The 19,153-nt window shown below is 39.9% G+C and carries 18 protein-coding genes and 1 tRNA gene; 12 read left to right on the forward strand and 7 right to left on the reverse strand.

Going from position 1 to position 19,153, the window contains the following annotated elements; all coding sequences use genetic code 11:
- Positions 1–77: 77 nt before the first annotated feature.
- A complete protein-coding gene (locus tag EHQ49_RS15595) occupies positions 78–479 on the reverse strand; it encodes a YidB family protein (protein WP_135580556.1) in 402 nt (133 codons plus the stop codon).
- Between the two features lie 230 nt (positions 480–709).
- Between EHQ49_RS15595 and EHQ49_RS15600 the strand changes: the two genes are divergently transcribed.
- Positions 710–1,291 (forward strand): dihydrofolate reductase family protein, encoded by a 582-nt coding sequence (locus EHQ49_RS15600; protein WP_167483016.1) that lies wholly within the window; start codon positions 710–712, stop codon positions 1,289–1,291.
- Positions 1,292–1,648: 357 nt separating this feature from the next.
- Positions 1,649–3,421, forward strand: a complete 1,773-nt coding sequence (locus EHQ49_RS15605; protein WP_244241513.1) for an FG-GAP-like repeat-containing protein — start codon at positions 1,649–1,651, stop codon at positions 3,419–3,421.
- A 146-nt stretch (positions 3,422–3,567) separates the two neighbouring features.
- Here the strand turns inward: EHQ49_RS15605 and EHQ49_RS15610 are convergent, their stop codons facing one another.
- On the reverse strand, positions 3,568–4,053 hold the full coding sequence (locus EHQ49_RS15610; protein ID WP_135580559.1) for a VOC family protein: 486 nt from the start codon (positions 4,051–4,053) through the stop codon (positions 3,568–3,570).
- A gap of 430 nt (positions 4,054–4,483) precedes the next feature.
- Between EHQ49_RS15610 and EHQ49_RS15615 the strand changes: the two genes are divergently transcribed.
- Positions 4,484–4,912 (forward strand): hypothetical protein, encoded by a 429-nt coding sequence (locus EHQ49_RS15615; RefSeq protein WP_135580560.1) that lies wholly within the window; start codon positions 4,484–4,486, stop codon positions 4,910–4,912.
- Positions 4,912–5,850 carry a hypothetical protein gene (locus tag EHQ49_RS15620; protein ID WP_135580561.1) on the forward strand — a complete coding sequence of 313 codons (939 nt, stop codon included), beginning with the start codon at positions 4,912–4,914 and terminating at the stop codon, positions 5,848–5,850. Before EHQ49_RS15615 ends, EHQ49_RS15620 begins: the two co-directional genes overlap by 1 nt.
- A 53-nt stretch (positions 5,851–5,903) precedes the next feature.
- Here EHQ49_RS15620 and EHQ49_RS15625 read toward each other — a convergent pair whose 3' ends face one another.
- Together EHQ49_RS15625 and EHQ49_RS15630 are read right to left on the reverse strand one after the other, a co-directional pair.
- Positions 5,904–6,161 carry a hypothetical protein gene (locus EHQ49_RS15625; protein WP_135580562.1) on the reverse strand — a complete coding sequence of 86 codons (258 nt, stop codon included), beginning with the start codon at positions 6,159–6,161 and terminating at the stop codon, positions 5,904–5,906.
- 522 nt (positions 6,162–6,683) lie between these two features.
- A tRNA-Leu gene (locus EHQ49_RS15630) sits at positions 6,684–6,765 on the reverse strand.
- Positions 6,766–6,883: 118 nt separating this feature from the next.
- Here EHQ49_RS15630 and EHQ49_RS15635 point away from each other — a divergent pair.
- The 3 genes from EHQ49_RS15635 to EHQ49_RS15645 all read left to right on the forward strand — a co-directional run bounded on the left by EHQ49_RS15635 (position 6,884) and on the right by EHQ49_RS15645 (position 8,993).
- The gene (locus EHQ49_RS15635) at positions 6,884–7,306 is read left to right on the forward strand and encodes a cyclic nucleotide-binding domain-containing protein (protein WP_135580563.1); all 423 of its coding nucleotides are present in this window, start codon (positions 6,884–6,886) and stop codon (positions 7,304–7,306) included.
- On the forward strand, positions 7,303–7,821 hold the full coding sequence (locus EHQ49_RS15640; protein WP_135580564.1) for a Crp/Fnr family transcriptional regulator: 519 nt from the start codon (positions 7,303–7,305) through the stop codon (positions 7,819–7,821). Before EHQ49_RS15635 ends, EHQ49_RS15640 begins: the two co-directional genes overlap by 4 nt.
- Positions 7,822–7,898: 77 nt before the next feature.
- The gene (locus EHQ49_RS15645; protein WP_135580565.1) at positions 7,899–8,993 is read left to right on the forward strand and encodes a PilZ domain-containing protein; all 1,095 of its coding nucleotides are present in this window, start codon (positions 7,899–7,901) and stop codon (positions 8,991–8,993) included.
- Here the strand turns inward: EHQ49_RS15645 and EHQ49_RS15650 are convergent.
- Complete coding sequence (locus EHQ49_RS15650) at positions 8,976–9,680, reverse strand: 2-C-methyl-D-erythritol 4-phosphate cytidylyltransferase (RefSeq protein ID WP_135580566.1); 705 nt, start codon at positions 9,678–9,680, stop codon at positions 8,976–8,978. The genes EHQ49_RS15645 and EHQ49_RS15650 overlap by 18 nt on opposite strands.
- A complete protein-coding gene (locus EHQ49_RS15655) occupies positions 9,677–10,945 on the reverse strand; it encodes a diaminopimelate decarboxylase (protein WP_135580766.1) in 1,269 nt (422 codons plus the stop codon). Before EHQ49_RS15655 ends, EHQ49_RS15650 begins: the two co-directional genes overlap by 4 nt.
- Before the next feature lie 57 nt (positions 10,946–11,002).
- On the opposite strand from EHQ49_RS15655, the gene EHQ49_RS15660 reads away from it, so the two are divergent.
- Genes EHQ49_RS15660 through EHQ49_RS15680 form a run of 5 tightly spaced genes read left to right on the forward strand, consistent with a single transcriptional unit; the run spans position 11,003 to position 17,376 of the window.
- Positions 11,003–12,073, forward strand: a complete 1,071-nt coding sequence (locus EHQ49_RS15660; RefSeq protein ID WP_135580567.1) for a zinc dependent phospholipase C family protein — start codon at positions 11,003–11,005, stop codon at positions 12,071–12,073.
- Positions 12,074–12,099: 26 nt separating this feature from the next.
- Positions 12,100–14,652, forward strand: coding sequence for a penicillin-binding protein 1A (locus EHQ49_RS15665; protein ID WP_135580568.1), 2,553 nt, complete (start codon positions 12,100–12,102; stop codon positions 14,650–14,652).
- A gap of 59 nt (positions 14,653–14,711) precedes the next feature.
- The gene (locus EHQ49_RS15670) at positions 14,712–15,116 is read left to right on the forward strand and encodes a bactofilin family protein (RefSeq protein ID WP_002974102.1); all 405 of its coding nucleotides are present in this window, start codon (positions 14,712–14,714) and stop codon (positions 15,114–15,116) included.
- A gap of 17 nt (positions 15,117–15,133) precedes the next feature.
- Positions 15,134–16,258, forward strand: coding sequence for a M23 family metallopeptidase (locus EHQ49_RS15675; RefSeq protein WP_167483017.1), 1,125 nt, complete (start codon positions 15,134–15,136; stop codon positions 16,256–16,258).
- A 14-nt stretch (positions 16,259–16,272) separates the two neighbouring features.
- The gene (locus EHQ49_RS15680) at positions 16,273–17,376 is read left to right on the forward strand and encodes an alpha/beta hydrolase (protein ID WP_135580569.1); all 1,104 of its coding nucleotides are present in this window, start codon (positions 16,273–16,275) and stop codon (positions 17,374–17,376) included.
- Here EHQ49_RS15680 and EHQ49_RS15685 read toward each other — a convergent pair whose 3' ends face one another.
- Entirely contained in the window at positions 17,377–19,137 is a 1,761-nt protein-coding gene (locus EHQ49_RS15685; RefSeq protein ID WP_135580570.1) for a transglutaminase-like domain-containing protein, read from the reverse strand.
- Between the last annotated feature and the right edge of the window lie 16 nt (positions 19,138–19,153).

The following is a 19,153-nucleotide window of genomic DNA, read 5'->3' on the forward strand; positions in this document are numbered from 1 at the left end:
AGAAAAAATGTAAGGCCTATACAAAAGAAATGCCACCTAATTTTTCATAGGTGGGCCTGAGATTCAATAGGAGGATTTTATTTTGTAAATAAGGATGCCAAAGAGGAAAGCTGGGAAGTGATGTCACCGCCAGGTTCTTTTCCATCAGGTGAAAGTTTATCGATCACCACTGGTAATAAATTTCCAATGAGACCTGCGGTCGCTTCAGAATCCAATCCCACCTTTTTCGCAAGTTCTTGGATCGAATCACTTCCGAGAACTTTGATCACGTCAGACGCTCCAATATTTACATTATCTCCAGTTCCAACCCAAGAGGATGCTGCCTCAACAAATCCTTTATCCTTAAATTTTTGGACAATTCCAGACACACCACCGTTCTCCTCTATGATCTTTTGGATCCCAGATACAACTTGTGGATTGTTTTGTACTAGCTCTACTGCCTGAGCTGCGACGGCTTTCAAACTTTCAAAAAAACTCATGCCAAGGATGATGACTCAACAAATCTAAAAAGGAAAGATATTTTTTGAATTCTATTTTTTATTTACTCTATTTTATCACAAAGATTGTCACAAAAAATCCAAGATATTTACAAAAAATAATAAAACCGAAAATCACTGTTATGTGAATTTTTATAGACGAAATGTAATTTCATAAATAGAATTTTTAGAGCAGCCTGCGGACAATGCTGATCTTAAGTAGGAAAAAAACGATGAAACCCAAAGGAACGTTATCTGCATTTTTATTTTTATCACTCGATGGTTTTTATAAAGGTGAAAACGAAGACATCTCCTGGCATTCCCATGGCCCAGAGGAATCGAAGTTTTCCGAAGATAACCTAAACTCAGGAAACACCTTACTTTTTGGAAAAAGAACCTTTCAAATGATGGAATCATTTTGGACCAGTGAAAGTGCTTTTCAGACCTTTCCTATGGTCGCCAAACAAATGCAAAATGCCCCAAAATTAGTCCTTTCACATTCAAAACTAAATACCAAATGGAAGCATACGGATACCTTGGAACCTAACTGGGTGCAACAGATACTACAGCTAAAAGAAAAAGGAACGAGTATCACAATCCTAGGAAGTGGAGAGGTCGTCCGTCAATGTTCGGACTTAGGCCTTCTCGACCATTATTCTCTAATGGTCGATCCGATCGCAATAGGAAAAGGTGAATCTTTGTTTGGTGGGCTAAAATCGACACAATCCTTAAAACTCGAATCCACTAAGAGTTTTGCCAGTGGATCGGTGCTTCTCAATTACAAAAAAATACAGGATGATTCTGTCGAAGAATAGAGTTTTTGCAAAAGGAATTGTACGAAGTGTTCGAATTTTGGGAAACCGGATCGAGTAAATCTTAATGTTCAATTTTTAAGCATTTTCAAACATCCTTTCAAAAACCTTAAATCCAAACACAGTATAAAGCAGGTAACCATTCCCCTTTCTCTGTTTTCACTTTTTCATAAGATTAAATCATTGCACTCCCATTCCCGAAACCTAACATCAACACAATGTTAGACTCTGAGAACCATGGTATTTAGAACGTTCCGTCAAAAACTGAAGCTAACACCTAGATTTTTGCCATTGGTTGTAATTTTCAGTTTCATTGGTTGTTGGTCCAATCCCCTCACCCACCCACCAATTGAATGTTTGATGAAGATATCCAATTTTATCTGCCCCGATAATGACATTTTGAGACGTTGGTCTCCTGCCTACTATTTACTCCTACTCCCTGAATCCACCGTCACCATTTCCAACCTAACCAACCATTCGATTGTGGAAACAGGATTTGTTGTGGGTACGGTTCCTCCTGGACCAACCTTCGTAAACGTTGGAATTGATGATGCACAGCCTACCCAAGTCCCAGTAGTCAACGGAACTTGGCGGTATGCTCTGCCTGCAAAGGCCGTTACCAATACATTTTGGACCTATGGAAGCCTTCATACTATCTATGCGCATTTGCCTTATGAAAGATCCAATACCATCCAAGTGCGAATGGGAACCAATCATGATACAAATGGGGATGGGTATCCGGATTTGATTGTATCGGCATGTCCAAACAATAGTACCCAAGGTTATGGCTATGTTTACACACCAAATCCAAATACGAAACAACTCGAAATGACACCTAACACAGTTCTAACAAACGGAATCACTTCCTATTTTTTTGGAAGTCGAATTGGTGCTGGTGATTTTAATGGAGATGGGTACTCTGATATTTTAATTGGAGCGCAAGCATATAATGCTGCGGCAGGGAGAGCCTATTTATTTTTAAGCCAAGGTCAGTCAGGAGTTCCTTCCCAAAACCTAAATGCCGGCGGATCGGCCGATGCGATTCTTGATGGAGTGACAGGTGGTGGAAGATTTGGAACGAATATCATCGGAGCCGATATCAATCATGACGGTTATGATGACGCAGTATTTGCTTCTCCTTGGGCAAATGAATTATTTATTTTCTATAGCCAAGGTACTAACGGATTTTCATCACTAAACACGAATTCAGCGAATTTTGTTTTTAAAAACCCGGCTCCTCCCAACCCAGATGATAATTTCGGATCCTTTGCTTTAGCTGGTGATATCAATGGAGATGGTTTTTTAGATTTAGTAGTCAGTGCTACGACGCATTCCACGATCGTTGGCCGGATTTATATCTTCATATCCAATCAAGGATCCTTACCTACGACTCCGCAACAAATCCTGGTTGCTCCAATAGAACCTTCACCAGGTTGCGCTGCAGGTACCGGGTGCCAATTTGGAACTAGTTTTGCTTTGGATTATTTTAATTCTGACCGTTGTATCGATCTTGCTGTGGGTGGACCAAGTTTCAATTCAAATCAAGGAATCGTATTCGTATACCATTCCACTTGCGACCCAATCAATCCATATACTACACCGGTTGCTACGTTGGTAGGACCGCCAACGACAAGTTGTAATGCGAATAATTGTTCCTTTGGTGGAACCGTAGCTTCCGGTGATACCAATGGAGATGGCTTACCCGATCTCTTAATCGGATCTCCAGGTGCCAGTTCCGGAATCGGTGACGCATACTTAGTGTTAAATGATCAAATTTCAGGATTTCGTAATATGAACTTAAGTGCGGGCGGATCTGCTGATAGCCTTTTTTCTGGTTCACTCGTGAATCGTGGATTCTCTCAAGGATTAAAGTTCCAAGACACCAATGCAGACGGTCTTCAAGATATCATCATCTCAGAACCATTGACCACCAATCGAGTTTATACTTTTCATAGTGTGCGCGGAGGTTTACCAACAAGCCAAAACTTAAATGGAAGCGGAGTGACAAGCCAAACACTTTCTCCTCCAGCAGGGACTTCCTTGGGGAATACCATTGCGTTATGGAAAACGAAAACCAGGAATTATTTATGGGCTATCGTTTCCCAAACCAAAAAGTTTTTTGGGATGATTTAACGGGAGATAGATTAATTTTTTCATTTGGCCGCCTCGTCATCGTTCGGTGGATCAAAATCCACCGAGTTACGTGACCGCGCTTTACGCTCCAATCTTTTGCTATGCAAAAGGATTTCCGCTACAATCGCTGGCGGAAGATTCATACTTTACTTTGCAGAATGCATCCCAATCTTATTCCCTTCTGAATCAGAAATATAAGCATAATATCCCATCTCAGGACTAATCAACGTTTTTGTAAGAAGGATTTTCCCACCGTTTTTCTCCACTTTGTCTAAAGCCGGCTGTAAATCATCTCCTAGGTTTAAATAAATAACGACTCCATTTTTCGTAGGAACGTAATCCTTTCCCTTAACTAAAACGACGTTCACAGAATTTTCTGAAGCAGGAATGACCCCAAGCTCAGTATCTTCCATATTCATTTTTTCTATAGAAACATTTAGTATCGTCTGATAAAACTTGATGGCTCGTTCCATATTCGAAACAGGAATCTCCACGATTGAGACTGCATTCTTCATTCCCTTACCTACTTTCTCCGAATCACTTTCTGCCTGTGTCGATTCCGTTTCTTTTTTACAACTAAAGAGGCTCAAACCTACTATCAATAATACAAAAACCCAAATGACCTTTCTCATATTTTCCCCTAAAACACGAATATAAGGACACAAAACTGAAACGAAAACAAGTAAAATATGCCAAATATATCTTTCCCTAAAACAATCAATTGAACTTCACTTCCTAGAACCAAATGACAAAGTCTGAGTAAAACCATTTCATCATTGCGCAAAGACAGTCTGAATCCATCCAACAAAGATCCACAAAAGTTGGGACTGTGATCATTGCTAATGAAACAGAATTGGTATAGTTTCCATAAACTAGAACCGACTTTTGAACCCTTTCCTGTTTATTCCGAGGACTTATATCCAACTGACACAGATACTGCGAGGAAGGGAAAAACCCACAGATTCCCGTTAGGTGATTGTAAACAAAAATTCATCTTACAATCCAAAATATTCCTAGACCGAAGTTCAAAAATTCTAACTAGTAGCAAATAGAAGAATAAAAATGACACTTCCTATTCGTATCGTTTTAACATCGTTAGTTTGTCTTTTCGCGTGCAGACCCCCGATTGACAATCCAAACAGAGAACTAACGATATCAAAAAAAGAAACGGAGGACAAAATTGCGGCCTACACAGCAATCAAAACCTTAAGTTGTCAATTCGAAGGATTCCAATCTTATTTATATTCAGAACTTGGAAACGATGAGGATCCAAACCCTGACTACCAAAACAAAAGTATCTATTACGAAAAAAGAGCTGTAAGTGCTTGTCTACGAAGTATTCTGGCAATTCCCTGTCCCACATCCCCGAAGAACACAACACAGGCGGTTTCAGAAATGGTAGCCCATATCGCCATAAATCGATTGTTAAACTGTACATTCAAAGTGGCACTTTTTTTCGAATTTGAGAAACCTTTTTACGGAAATTTTTAATGATTAAAGAAAAAATAATCTACCTACCGATCTTATTCCTTAGTTTTCTTTGGATCGCCAATGATTCCTTTCTCAAATTGATATATCCTGGATGGGTCACAGGAAAAATTTCAGATATCATTGGCCTTATCTTCACACCTCTCATCCTAACAGGAATTTTGTCTCTTTTTTCAAAAAAAACAAAGCCAATCTTTTTTTTCTGGTTCTCAATTCTCCTAACAAACATTATTTTCATTTGGATCAACTTATCTCAAGAATCGAACAACAACTTTTATTCGTTTATCAATTCTAATGAATCCATGAATTTAGCAGACAAATCTGATTTGATATTACTGCCACTTACACTTCTCAGTATTTTAATTTTTCGTAAATTCGGAACCATTTTCCAAAAATCAATTCAAAAGAAAATATACATTCTCATATTACCAACCCTTGCTCTACTCAATACATCTCATCCCCAAGGTAGATCGGACTTTCGTGACATTTTGTTTTTACTTAGTTTAGCTCATGATCAAATCATCCAACTAGAACCGAAGGATATCGAAGTTACTGGAAACGAATTTACTTTTAAATTTAAGTTTATCGGAAAAAATAATGAAAGTAGCCCCGTGTCCGCAGAAATTCCCAACGGGAATGCCACTTGTCCAAATCCTGGGGATCCACCAAAAGAGAAAGGCAATGGGACAAACTCTTACAACCAAGAAGAATATCCAGGCAAATTTCAAAACTATCGAATCGATTTTTCTAAGAGTCAAAACTTTGAAACCATTGAAAAAACTTCTGATTGTAATGGAACTGAATGTTCAATCGACTTACAATCGCTAAACTCAGGAACCTATTTCTGGAAAGTTCGTACAAGATACCTGTATCTTTCCGATTGCAAATTGTATTTAGAAAATTTTTTAGTACGTCAAGATATACATTCCTTTCGGAGGTAAGAATGAGATTTTAGAATTTATAAATTTGTATCTACCTTCCGCGTAGAACTGAATTATTTTTCATAAAACGGCTTGTCACATTTCTTCTTTTGTTTCTCTAAAGTGAGACAGGATACTAAGAATATATTTTGTCTACGAGTTGTATCTTCACAACCATTTGACCTCAAACAACTTTCATCTACAACTAATACGGATAACATGGATTTACTACATTGATTGGCGATAGGATCATCTTCCAGACACTTTTCCTTTTCGGTCTGACAATTGAGAATAAAGAGAAGGTTTACGATAAAAAGAAGGATCAGTTTCATAGAATGTAAGTCCTCCGCGTTGACTACAAACTAATTCAATTTGTAATCACCAATTCTATATTTTAGAACTAGTAATATCCGATATTCATTCCTTAAAAAAACAAAATGCAAGTGATATCTGGCAAAAAAAGGAACATGGAAGAAGAAAACAAAAATGGAAAAAGGGTATAGAGTGGAATTTCGTTAGTCACGAATGGATTCTTCTGTGACTTAACTGAATGTGATATTGAAGGTTGATATTAATGGTTAGTTAGAAACTTGAGACTGAATCCAATCGGCGATTCCATAGATATTTTCTATTGAGATGAGGTTACTCTGGGACTTGACCTCTTTCGCTAAAAACACTTCGTGTGTCTGCTATGTTTCGAGGCAGGGTTCCCTTCGTTGTATGTCATCCGAGTATGCTCTATGAAAGGATTGCTCCCTATGGTTCGCAAGTCATGTAGCCTAAAGGGAACTGATTCAAGTCCCTAAATCTTTGTAAAAATTTGAATGTTATGATTCTTTTAAGAAAGGTTGTTATGCGGGCGGAGGGACTTGAACCCCCACGCCTCTCGGCGCCAGAACCTAAATCTGGTGCGTCTGCCAATTTCGCCACGCCCGCATTGTGGTTGTATAAGCAGGTTTTTGTACTAGGGAAATCTGTCTACTGAGTTTTTATGATTCACTTGCCTTTGTTTTGAAATTTTATTCTCATGTCAGATACCAATAGGACAACCCCGATGAACATTTTGGAATTTATGCAAAATATCTCTACGCAAGTGTATTTGCGAGGAGATGTGATCTTTCGTGAAGGAGATCCACATGATGGAAGTATGTATTGTATCATGAGTGGAATGTTTGCCGTCACCAAACGAATGCCAGATGGAGCTCAAGAAGTCATAAAAGGTTTAGGGCCTGGCGAATTTTTCGGGGAACTTTCGCTTCTCACAAGAAGGCCGAGGGCTATGACCATAAGCGTAGTTTCCGCCAATGCACGGGTCGGAATCCTTCGAGATGATCAGTTCGAAAAATTGGCTCGGATCAATACTCATTTTCTATTGCAACTGACCAAAAGTACTGTCGAAAAACTTCATAGAGCAGAGGCAAGGCTCACCGAACTGGACAAAATGTTAGAAGAAATCAAAAAGGAAGAAGAAAAATGAGTATCGACCATTTGCGAAAGTACATCACCGAAGTCCGAATCGACCACTTTGCCGAAGGAACCAAGGTTTTTTCAGAAGGCGAAGATTGTAATGGTAAGATGTTCTTTGTATTTGCCGGCCAACTCCAAGTTTTCAAACGAAAGGCTAACGGCGAAGATCAATATGTTCGCGATATCAAACCGGGGGAATTCTTTGGAGAGATGGCACTCGTATTTCCTTCACCGAGAGCTGCAACTGTTCTTGCCTCTGCCGAAGATACAAAAGTAGGAATTATTACAAAAGAAATCTTTTTGGCGATGGGTCATGAAAGCCCAGGATTTCTTTCCGTCATCCTCCATAGTATCATCAACCGCCTAACATCTATCGAAGATCAAATCACAGAAAGACAACTAGAGTTACATACGCTGATCAACCTAATGCCTTCTTTACAGAAGGCGCCTCTTACCACAGAAACCGTCACAACCGATGAGGAGAAAACACAAGATTCGACAGGAACAGAGGAGAAGGCCGAGTGAAAAAACTCGGAAACCTCCGAAACTTTACATTCTAAAAATAAGTTGACTAAAACCCTAAAATCGAATTTGATTTGCGGGTGACTTTGCGGTTCTTCAACTACCCCATCCCTGTTCTATTGGTGACTCTCGGTTTTTTTGCGGTGCCATTCCTCAATTTCTTTGCGATCGCCGCTTTATACGATTTGGATCTGGATCACTTTAGTATGATCCTTTCCAGAATCCAACCATGGCAGTACGTACTCTCTGGGTTCAGTGCCATCATTGCCTATGGCCTCATCTCCAAAAAGAAATTTGGATACTATTTGTTCTTATGTTTTAGTTTTCTCATCCTCACTTACAATGTTTGGATGGTATTTTCTCTCACACTTGGTAAGAAGATTTTCCTAGCTGGGATTCGCATTCATACATCCGACGTAATCTGGAATATGGTGATCACCACAGTTTTACTCGGGATTGTTTTTTATTTTTTACGTAGAGAAATTGCGGCACCTTACTTGAGTGGAAAACGTCGGGGTTGGAGAACGAAATACCGCGAAACCCATCCCATCCCCTTCCATTGGACCAATGCTGATGGAGAACGTGAAGGTGATGGCCAAACCATCAATATTTCTCGTAACGGAATCCTCATTCCCATGACGGAACATCACTTTTTAAAAGTGGGAGATCCCATCAACCTACTCTTAAAATTGGAAAAAGAAAATAGAGAACCTGTATCCATCTCTGTCCAAGCAAAGATTGTTCGTATCGATAAAGAAAGTGACGGATCAGAAATTGCAGGTGTACAACTATCTTTTTTAATCAACCAAAGAGAAGAGAAACAAATCTACGAAACTTTTTTGGCAAGGGTATTTGCACCAAGATATCCAGTCTCCAACCCGGTAAACTTTTCAGGAAAGGACAACAAAATCAGCCAAGGAACCTTACTTAACGTTTCTATGGAAGGATTGTATATTGAAACCAGTTCGGTTCTAGACCAAGACCAAATTTGTAACGTAAAAATTCAAACTAGATCTGGAGATATTTCCGTAGGTGGAGTGGTACGTTGGTCGAACCCACAAGGGAAGTATGGAAAACCAAGTGGATTTGGAATTCAAATTGATTCTATCGAAAACAAAAACCTATTTCGAATTTGGATTTGGAAACAACGTTTTAAATTATTCCACGGGCGGTAGTTCTTCCCAAAACAAGGAGTCTGCAAGTTCTGCATCACCGGGACTTGTGACTTTGATGTTATGGTGGTCTGTCTCCACAATTCCCACTTTTCTTTTCCCCATCCAAGTACAAAGGTCTGTCGGGTGTTGCCTTATATCAGAAGAAAGTCCCTCTAACAAAAGTTCTTTAATCATAAAACCGGCAATCGTTTGTGGGGTTTTTACGGCATACACTTCGTCTCGTTTTAATGGTTCTTCTGTATAGTTTTGGTGTATACGAACCCGCACCAAACTCTCCGTAGATTTTCCTACAATGGTGGCAGTACCAAAAATCCTAGTTTGTTCCACTAACTGATAGAGTTCTTTTTGTTTAAAATTAGGACGTGCCACATCATGGATGAAAAAAATATCCTTTGTATCGTAAGAAATTGATTCCAATCCACATAACGTAGACAGATGACGACTCTCCCCTCCGGGAACGATCCGATCATTCGCTTCCAACAAATCATCCAGTTCTTTTTCTGTTTCTAAAATCCAATCAGGATGGGATACAATCGTAATCGATTTTGTAAGTCCAAATTTTCGAAACCGTTTGACCGAATGTCGAAGCAGGGACTCACCTCTCACTTTCAAAAACTGTTTGGGAACTTCTGTTCCCATACGAGTTCCTGTCCCACCTGCCAGTAGGACAACATACAAATTGTTCATTCGACAACGAGGATTTCGTTTCTAAAGATTTCCAAAACTGGTTCTCTTTTACGAATCAATTTTCCTTCTCCGTTATTACGAAGTAAAACTTCCGCGGTCTCAGGAAAACTATTGTAGTTCTTTGTGGACATTCCAGCACAATAAGCACCTACCGCTTCCATCACTACATAGTCACCAACTTCTGCTTCTCCCATAAGACGAGTGATCGGTTCTCCCCCTTCTTTTTGAGTGAACACATCCCCTGACTCACAACAATGCCCCACAACCACATATTCTTCGTTTGATTTTGGAGCCCCACCCTCTTTTTTCACTGTGACAAGAGGATGTCTTGCACCGTATAACGAAGGTCTGGTGTTTGAATCCATACCTGCATCCAGTTTCATAAATCGAAATCCTTTAGGACCTGTGTCTACCAAATCATCTACTGTGGTGAGAAGTGCCCCACAAAGTGCGATCAAGTAGGTACCTGGCTCGATTTCTAAAATGAGTTTTCTTCCATGTTTTGCAGCAAATTCTTCAAATTGCGGTTTTACGGGAGCACCAATCTTTTGTAAGTCGGTTGATTTTTCATCTTCCATACGACCTACTTTATAACCACCACCGAGACTGACTACGGTTACCGTTGGAAAAGCTTCTGCATATTCCAAGGTATACTTTGCGACTGCTTTCCAAACCTCAGGATCACTTCCGGAACCAATATGAGTGTGGACTTTTTCGACTATGATTTTGTATTTTTCGACTATGGCTTTCACTTCAGGCAATTTTTCATGCCAAACCCCAAAGGAAGAAGTGACCCCTCCGACATCCGTTTTTTTTGTATGTCCAGAGCCAAGTCCTGGATTGAAACGAATGGAAACGGCCTTCCCTGGAAATGCCTTTCCAAAGGCTTCTAATTGACGAAGGGAACAGGCATTGAACTTCACTCCTTTGTTAATGAGTTCTTCGAAAGCCTTAGGAAGTTCTTGTGAGGTAAGCATGATGGATTCTGGTTTGAATCCAAAGTGAAGGGCACGTACTACTTCGTGTTCCGAAGAAGCATCAATGAGAATGCCTTTCTTTTTCATAATTTGAAGGATATTGGAATTGGGATTTGCCTTCATGGCGTAACGGACTTGTAATCCGAAAGCATTAGGAAATGCCAAGGTATCGTCACATTTTTGTTCAATTTCTTTCTCGGAATAGACAAAGATGGGTGTACCGAATTCTTTTGCTAAAGACCTTACTTGGTCTTCTTTTAAAAACTTTAGTTTTTCGATTGATGTCATAGGATTTAAGATAAACCTTTCAATAGGTTCCATTCCATAAAGTCAAAAAAGTAGAAAATGGCAGGAAAGATTACACATATCGAAGCTCTCTCCCAAGTGAAAAAACATTTGGAACATGGAAATGCGACCCAACGTCGTATCGCCGCTCTACTCTCGCGCCCAGATGTTGCCTCCTATGCCAACCTAGGTGCAGTTGCTCCCGACATTTTTTACTTCTATCACGTGTTACAACCCAAACGAACAAAAAAAGCGGCATTCTTTGGTGACCTGGCACACCACCACCGTGTGGCAGAACTCATCCTTAGTTTTTTGGATCAGGTTCATGATACAGAGATGGGACTTTACCGTGACCGGTTTCTTGCGTTTACTTTAGGATACATTTGTCACTGCGTGGTAGACATCCAAACCCATCCTTATATCTTTTATATCTCCGGGGATTATTATAATAACGATAAAAAAATTTCTTACCAAGCTCAGGTAAACCATATGAAGGTGGAGTTTGGACTGGATACCCTTCTCATCAACCACAGGTGGGGAATGAGTGCCAAAGAATATGACTTCCCCCAATACATTGATATCCGCCACAGAACCGTTGGAATTAAAAACAAAATGGATCCGGTACTTTGGAATTTTTGGTTACAATCCATCAAAGAAACATATCCGACAGAGTTTGCCTCTTCTTACCTAGGCTCCGAAAAAAAAATCATTCCGGGTGATATCCTCAATGAATCCTATTTAGGTTTTTACCGATTTACATCCACCTTGGATTCGAGAAGTGCCCTGATGCGAGGCCTAGTGAGTGTAGTGGATACACTGACCTTTCATAAATACAATGCCAGTGTATTGATGTTACCCACACTTGAAACCATCAATCCCAAGATTATGAACGATGAAAAGAGGGAATGGTTCTATCCGGCCGATCCAAAAAGAAAGTTCAACGATTCGTTTATTGAACTTTTGAACCAAGCAAGCCAAGCTAGCAAAGAAATTTTAACGAGAGCCTACGAATATAGTTTTTCTCCGGAAAGCAGATCGAAAATTCTGGAATCTCTCGGTGGATATAATTTGGATACTGGTCTCCGTTACCACGGAGTCGACCATATGAAGGAATTTTCTCCACTCGTTTGATGTGGATTTAAAGTTAAGGGAAATGTATGAAACAAGAACCCGTTGGGCTCTTTGAAAAGTATTTTATCATTTGGTTTCGGATTGTCACAGAACGAATCTGGACTGGAGACAAAAAATTAAAAAACACTGCCATAGCAATCGTTGCTTTTGGCGCCTTGAATGTTTTTTTACTCACCGGGTCCATCAAAGACTTCTTTCGTTTGAAGGAAGCTGCGGTTTATGACATTCCTTCCACTTTGTATGGAATTGGTGACAAAGGGGATTACGAACCCATTGCAGAATATTATAAGTTTTCCCGTATCCCTGTTCGTTTAGAACAACTCAAACCAGAAGGCACTCCACTCTCTCCAGATAACAGAAACAAGGTCATTCAATGTTTTTTATCCACCGAAGATAACTCTTTTTATTCTCATAATGGGATCGATTTAAAAGGGATTGCTCGTGCCTTTGTAGTCAACATCATGGCTGGGCGAGTGAAAGAAGGTGCTTCCACCATCACACAACAAGTAGCACGACTCAAATTTTTATCCATTGAAAGATCCATTGCAAGAAAAGCTCGCGAAGCTTGGCTCGCCATCTTACTAGAATTAGTTTATCCTAAAGACAAAATTCTAGAAGTTTATTTAAACGAAATTCCTCTGGGGCACGGAACGATTGGCGTTGGTGCTGCTTCCAGGTTTTATTTTCGAAAGGAAGTCCAAGATATAAGTTGGGGAGAGGCAGCTATTCTTGCAAGTCTCACCACAAGGCCTACACAGTTTAGTCCCATTGTGAATCCCGTATCCAGTTTAAACAAAGTAAGGGTCGTCTTCCGTAAGTTAGTAGAAAATGGAAGGATGACTGTTGCCGATGCGGAAAAAGAATACGCAGCCCTCGAAGAATATTATACCAATCTCAATCGTTCTCCAAACGATTCTGCGTTTTCCGATAGACTGAATCGTTTCCCTTATGTAACAGAGTACATACGAAAAAACTTAATTCGTTCCATTGGTTCTGGCCGTTTGTATAATGGTGGACTTAAAATTTATTCCACAATCCAAATCCGTCACCAAGAGGAAGCAGAAAAAGCACTTCTTCCTGCCTTACAAAGACAAACATTAGAATCCAACCAAAGAGCTTTCCGAAACATCGATGCTTTTGATGATTTATACGGAAGTGGATATTCTTTAATTGCCGATTTATATGACCTACCTGATTTTAAATTTCATATTTCAAGGACAGAACGTACGTTTTCTTCTGCTTACCAAGAAGACATACGCGATGAATTCTCCGCTCTGAATTTATTAACTGGTGATGATTTTTTAGGTGATTTGATCGATAAAAACTACACTTCACAAACGACAAAAGACCATCTCCTTCCTGTAGAAGGTTCACTGATTGCCATTCGGCCCGATACCGGATATATCACCGCCCTTGTGGGTGGTTCCGGATTTCGTTCGGACAACCAGCAGATCCGACCCTTCCAAGCCTTTCGCCAACCGGGTTCTGCTTTTAAACCCATTCTTTATGCAGCAGCCATGGACTACTCTGGCAAAAATCCGGACCCAGAAAAAAATGTAACACCGGCCACTCTATTTGCGGATTCCCCTCTTCAATATTTGATGGAAGATGGGGATGAGTGGGCACCTGAAAACTATAGTAGCGAATATTCTGGTTTTATTTTGTTACGAAAAGCATTGGAACAATCCAAAAACTCCGTGGCCGTTCGAGTATTGGAACAAGTAGGACTTTCCCACCTAATGGATAGTTTACGAGGACTTTTGCAGCTAACTGGTCGAGACATTCCTTATAACTTTAGTGTTTCCCTTGGATCTTTTGAACTCACACCTTATGAACTCACAAGAGCTTATGCAGCCCTTGCCTCTGGCGGGAAAACTGTAAATCCTATCTCTGTATTGTATGTTGAAGACAATGCAGGAAAGGTCATCAAAGACTTTCGCAAAGACTACGAAGATGTAGAACGCAAACAGATCATTTCCAAAGAAGCTGCCTTTCTCATCACCTCTATGATGAAGGACGTGGTGGAGGAAGGAACGGGACGTGGGGTTTTGTCCTATGGACTGGGCCGCAAAGCTTATGGAAAAACAGGAACGACAAACAACTTTCGAGATGCATGGTTTGTGGGTTACACACCGGAGCTTGTGACTTCCGTCTGGTTCGGGTATGATGTGGGAACCATCTCTCTCGGACGTGGGATGACTGGCGGAAAATTGGCAGCCCCTGTTTGGGGAAGGTTTATGGCAAGGGCTCTTGAACGAGAACCTCATACTGACTTTCCTTGGCTTTCCGAGGTAAAAGTTACGAAAAAGACTGTCTGTCGTATGTCTGGCAAACTCCCGAGTAACCAATGCCACGACCTCTTTGAAGAGTATTTTATCCCACAAACAGCTCCTAAGGACGTTTGTAATGACCATGGTTCTTCTTGGAACGTGGTAGAAACGAAATCAAACGCTCCTACAACGACTGTTGTGCATTCAGAAAAGAAAAAAACGGAAAAAGTAGAAAAACTCCCCGCAACAACCAAACCACCGAAGCGAAAAAAATCGGTCTTTAGCGGAGATGAGGAAATCGACTACTAAAAAGGCTTGTCAAGAAGACCGAAAATTTTGATTCTCACAGAAGGGGAAAAGGAGCAGGAATGGCAATAGGTAAGGATTCCATCAATAGCGTTATCGGACCAGGGTCGATATTTGAAGGTAAGTTTTATATCGCAGGTTCACTCAGAATCGATGGAAAATTCGAAGGTGATATTAAAACTGAAGATGCACTCGTTATCGGAGAAACCGGTAAAGTTAAAACCAACATCAGCGCAAGAGAAGTCATTGTATCAGGTACCCTCATCGGAAACATCAAAGCCGAAAACGAAGTCAAACTTGAAGGTACAGGACGTATGTTAGGTGATATTACAGCTCCTTACTTAGAACTTCAGAAAGGTGTAGTAGCAAAAGGAAATATAACAATCACTGGCGGCCAAAAAAAGGACGTTCGTAAGATTGTGGAAGAGTCCTTTGGCGGTATTAAATCCTTAGATACCAAGGATTAACGAATCCCTATTAACACATGCTACTTCGATCTCCAGAAAAGTCTACGATCGGTAAGCATGTGTTACGCTGGGGAAACGTAAATGTAATTCAAGTTTCTCCAGGTAAGTACTTTTATAATCTCCAATCACAATCTAGTGTTCTTCATGGAACAATTGATCTCAACCGAAAACGGTATCGGATACTTCCCCTTCTCATTTCATCTTTTATCTTAGCTTTCTTTTTATCCGTCCTTGTAGACAAACAAACTTATGAAGAAAGTTTGATGGAAAAAGAGTTCCTTAGTATGTCCACCGAGGTAGAAGAAAACGACGTTAAAGACAAAGAAGCAAAACTAGCCGACGCAAAATACCTACAAGAAACAGAAGATAAAAAAATGGCCATCCTCCGTTCGGCTGATTTGGATGCCTTGGCTGATAATAAAAACAAAAAATTAAAAGTCACTCAGTACAAAGTGAAAAAGAACGAAACTCTTTCGGACATTGCTCGTAGGTTCAAAGTTTCTGCCGAATCCATTGCAGGAAGTTCAGGAATAAATCCAGAAGTTTCCATCCTTCCTGGACAAACTCTAAACATTCCCAACAAACAAGGATTAGTTTACAAATTAAAAAAAGGTGATACACTTGCCAAAGTAGCAGATTACTACAAAGTCAAAATTGATGATATTTATTCCGAAAACCAATTGGAAGATTATGATTTATTCAAATCAGGCCAAAAGGTTTTCCTACCAGGAGCTGTGATCCCAGAAACAGGTCCTGTTTGGAGAATTCCTGTTGTATCAAAAGTCATCACATCAGGTTGGGGAACAAGATCCTACCCTCAATATAAATTCCATATGGCACTCGACTTACGGGCCAATTATGAATCGGTCTACGCAGCAAGAAAAGGAAAAGTTACTTATTCCGGTTGGATGGGTGGGTATGGTAATGCGATCATTCTCACTCATGATGATAGTTACCAAACTTTGTATGCTCATAACTCCAAACTCTTTGTCAAAGAAGGTGATTATGTGAGTGCAGGCAAAGTCATTTCGCGTTCTGGTTGCACTGGATATTGTTTTGGTCCCCACCTCCACTTTGAAGTCATCAAAGATGGAAAAAACGTAAACCCAACAAAAATCATCAAAGGATTTTCATACAAATAAACTGGATACAAATAATGAACCTAGTAAAAAACAACAAAAAACATTCAATTTTCCTAATATTCCTTCTTGTTTTATTAAACTCACTTTTCTCTTGTACAACAAAAATTGGCGAACAAATTAACAAACGAATTGTAGATCCTTTTGATGAGACCAAAATTCTAAATGTACATTTTGTCACAACTCGCAGAGAAATGACAATGAAGGACAATTGTGATCCACTCAGTTTTGGATTCATTACCGACATCAATCCTCATTATGGAATCTGCTTAGTAAATATCCCCTCCAAACATATCATTGGCGATATCTCTCTCGACAATGCTCAAGACAAAAACCAATTCTTTCAATTCAAAGGGCGAATCAATACTGACGATAAAGAATTTTTATCTAAAATCAAATCCTCTGCTTCAAATGAGGTTTTAGTTTTTGTACATGGATTCAATGTCAACTTTGATGAGGCAGTTCTCCGTGCCGGACAAATCAAATACGATCTCAAGTTTCCAGGGGAAGTAGTTGTTTATTCTTGGCCAGCAGGAGCCGATGCGGGTCTTCTTGGGCAAGTAATGGTAAAATCCACTTACGACCTAAACTTCACGGAAGCAAAAATCAACCGTGAACCTTTTGCTAAATTTTTAACCGACATCACTGGACTTGGTAAAAAAATACATTTAGTCGTTCATAGTATGGGCCACCAAGTGGTGTTGCCTTCAGTTGCGACGCTCGCCAAACAAGGAAAAAACAAATTCCTTTCAGAACTTATCCTCAATGCTCCTGATTTTGATAAAAATGAATTTGAATTTATCTTAAGCGACCTGACGAAGTCTTCTGAAAGAATCACACTTTACTGTTCTCCTGGTGATAACGCACTCGTTGCTTCCCAAAAAGTCAATGGTGCCCCACGTGCAGGAATGTGTTTTAAATATTCCGGTGTAGATGTGATTAACGTTAACGAAGTGGACGATCCTGTATTTGGTGTCGGTGGACTTGGGCATGGATATTATTCTTCAAGGCCCATCCTCACCGACATCTATCAAGTGTTACTTGGTGTTTCCGTAGAAAGACGACTTTTTATCCGGAAATCAGGTCCGAAAAACGGAGAAAACTTTGTCCTTAGAAAATAACTAAGGAACCACCATATCTTCACCAGAATTTAAAGCACGGTTTGTTTTTTGAGGTAAGTTCCTTTCTTCCGTGCCTTCCAATTCTTCGTTCTCCATTTCGAGTTTTGCCACTACCAATTTGAATTTTATTTTTTTCGCTAGTCCTAATTGCTCTTTGGAAAGTTGAACTAACCTATCACCTCCTGCGATTTTGGGATGGTTTGTACCAGAAAGTCCGGCAAACACTACATGTCTAGCATGAGTGATACCCGGTTTGGATCTGGGAGCCGCAAGTGGTTCCATGGGAATCCAACCAAAACCTTCCACCCAAACTTCGACAAACTTATGATTGAAAGTGATTTCTTTGGAAGATTCGGTGGGTAAATAGTTCCAAACCAAACGAGAAGGAATTCCTAAACCACGTAACAATGCCATGGTGACATAGGAATGTTCGGTGCAACCTCCATTGTTTTTTTCAATCACTTTGGGTGCCGATTCAAAACTTCCTGATTTGTAAGGAATGGACGAAACATACTCCTGGGTTTTAGTTAGAATTTCTTTCAGATTTCGATTTTCTTCAAATAATGTTTTTCTTTTTTCGAGTACAATATCAGAATTCATTTTCAAAAACCAATCATCTAACATATAACTCTGAAATTCTTCCTTTGTTTGACCTGAAGGTAAGTTTAATGTAGGATCTAAATTCCATTGGATCTTGTACCGAGTGAGTAATGCACGGTATACAGTCATATCTTTCGTATCCCCTGCCTTCATTGCTTTTACGGTCAAATTGATAGAACGATTTCCGGCTGCATCCACTTCGAGTCCTGTCTCTGGGCCAAAACTTTCCTCACGGAGAGTTTGAGAGGCAATATTCTCTTTGGGCAAAACAAAGTGAAACTTAGTTTCCGGAATATCAACTAATGCTGTTAATTGGAACTGGTATTCAATTTGATTTTGAATGGGCGAAAAACGGTAACCCTTTGCACCAGCCGCCACCTCAAGAGAGGACGTGGTTAAAGGGAAAATGGAATTTCCAAATCCTATCCACTCACCATAAGTTTTAGTGAGTGGGTCAAAAATTAGAAACCGGTCCTCGGGTAAAACAACCAATTTAAATAAGGATCTATGTGTAACAGGAAACTTTAACTCTTTAACGTTTGTTTGGTCTTTAGGAGAAAACACTTGAATGGAATTTCCCCAGAAAGAAGAAATGAGAAATACTTCGGTTTCACTGCGTTTGGTCATTCTTTGGACCGATGGAAACGGAAGTAGAATTTTGGATTCGAGTTCCCCCGAATTTAAGTTGTAAACTTCTAATTGATTCCCGGCCAATCGGTAGATTTGGTTATCCAAACAAACAATATCCTGCCAAGATTTTCCTTTGTCAGGCCATGAAAGTTTTCTCTTTACAGAAAAAGTTTTGGAATCCAAATCCCAAAGTGTCTTTGCTGTTTGAACGAGAAGATTCCCGCGGCACTCCGTCCAACCTGTGACCCTTCCTTCTTTCCAGGGAAGTTTCGTTGATTCTCCTGATTCTAAATTCCAAACAAGGATGGAGGTTTGTCTTGTGGTGTCTCTTGTTTGCAAAAAAACACGACCATCTGAATACAAAATTGATTCAAACAAATCTACAGATTCTGATTCGGGAAAAAGAACTGGTTTCTGCCAATTGTATTTAGAACGCACTTCCGTCCATGAAATGGGAATCTCTCCAACACCTACCGCAATTAGAGAAGGGAGAGAAAGTAGGAAAACTAAAACCCAAATCATTTTTTTCATTCGATAATCCTTGCCT

Origin of the sequence: Leptospira perdikensis (assembly GCF_004769575.1) — a bacterium.
GTDB classification, from domain to species: Bacteria; Spirochaetota; Leptospiria; order Leptospirales; family Leptospiraceae; genus Leptospira_A; species Leptospira_A perdikensis.

What these genes read in the sequence shown, in the direction of transcription:
- EHQ49_RS15595 (WP_135580556.1), bottom strand. Translation starts at nt 479, where the DNA reads ATGAGTTTTTTTGAAAGTTTGAAAGCCGTCGCAGCTCAGGCAGTAGAG.
- EHQ49_RS15600 (WP_167483016.1), top strand. Translation starts at nt 710, where the DNA reads ATGAAACCCAAAGGAACGTTATCTGCATTTTTATTTTTATCACTCGAT.
- EHQ49_RS15605 (WP_244241513.1), top strand. Translation starts at nt 1,649, where the DNA reads ATGAAGATATCCAATTTTATCTGCCCCGATAATGACATTTTGAGACGT.
- EHQ49_RS15610 (WP_135580559.1), bottom strand. Translation starts at nt 4,053, where the DNA reads ATGAGAAAGGTCATTTGGGTTTTTGTATTATTGATAGTAGGTTTGAGC.
- EHQ49_RS15615 (WP_135580560.1), top strand. Translation starts at nt 4,484, where the DNA reads ATGACACTTCCTATTCGTATCGTTTTAACATCGTTAGTTTGTCTTTTC.
- EHQ49_RS15620 (WP_135580561.1), top strand. Translation starts at nt 4,912, where the DNA reads ATGATTAAAGAAAAAATAATCTACCTACCGATCTTATTCCTTAGTTTT.
- EHQ49_RS15625 (WP_135580562.1), bottom strand. Translation starts at nt 6,161, where the DNA reads ATGAAACTGATCCTTCTTTTTATCGTAAACCTTCTCTTTATTCTCAAT.
- EHQ49_RS15635 (WP_135580563.1), top strand. Translation starts at nt 6,884, where the DNA reads ATGAACATTTTGGAATTTATGCAAAATATCTCTACGCAAGTGTATTTG.
- EHQ49_RS15640 (WP_135580564.1), top strand. Translation starts at nt 7,303, where the DNA reads ATGAGTATCGACCATTTGCGAAAGTACATCACCGAAGTCCGAATCGAC.
- EHQ49_RS15650 (WP_135580566.1), bottom strand. Translation starts at nt 9,680, where the DNA reads ATGAACAATTTGTATGTTGTCCTACTGGCAGGTGGGACAGGAACTCGT.
- EHQ49_RS15655 (WP_135580766.1), bottom strand. Translation starts at nt 10,945, where the DNA reads ATGACATCAATCGAAAAACTAAAGTTTTTAAAAGAAGACCAAGTAAGG.
- EHQ49_RS15660 (WP_135580567.1), top strand. Translation starts at nt 11,003, where the DNA reads ATGGCAGGAAAGATTACACATATCGAAGCTCTCTCCCAAGTGAAAAAA.
- EHQ49_RS15665 (WP_135580568.1), top strand. Translation starts at nt 12,100, where the DNA reads ATGAAACAAGAACCCGTTGGGCTCTTTGAAAAGTATTTTATCATTTGG.
- EHQ49_RS15670 (WP_002974102.1), top strand. Translation starts at nt 14,712, where the DNA reads ATGGCAATAGGTAAGGATTCCATCAATAGCGTTATCGGACCAGGGTCG.
- EHQ49_RS15675 (WP_167483017.1), top strand. Translation starts at nt 15,134, where the DNA reads ATGCTACTTCGATCTCCAGAAAAGTCTACGATCGGTAAGCATGTGTTA.
- EHQ49_RS15680 (WP_135580569.1), top strand. Translation starts at nt 16,273, where the DNA reads ATGAACCTAGTAAAAAACAACAAAAAACATTCAATTTTCCTAATATTC.
- EHQ49_RS15685 (WP_135580570.1), bottom strand. Translation starts at nt 19,137, where the DNA reads ATGAAAAAAATGATTTGGGTTTTAGTTTTCCTACTTTCTCTCCCTTCT.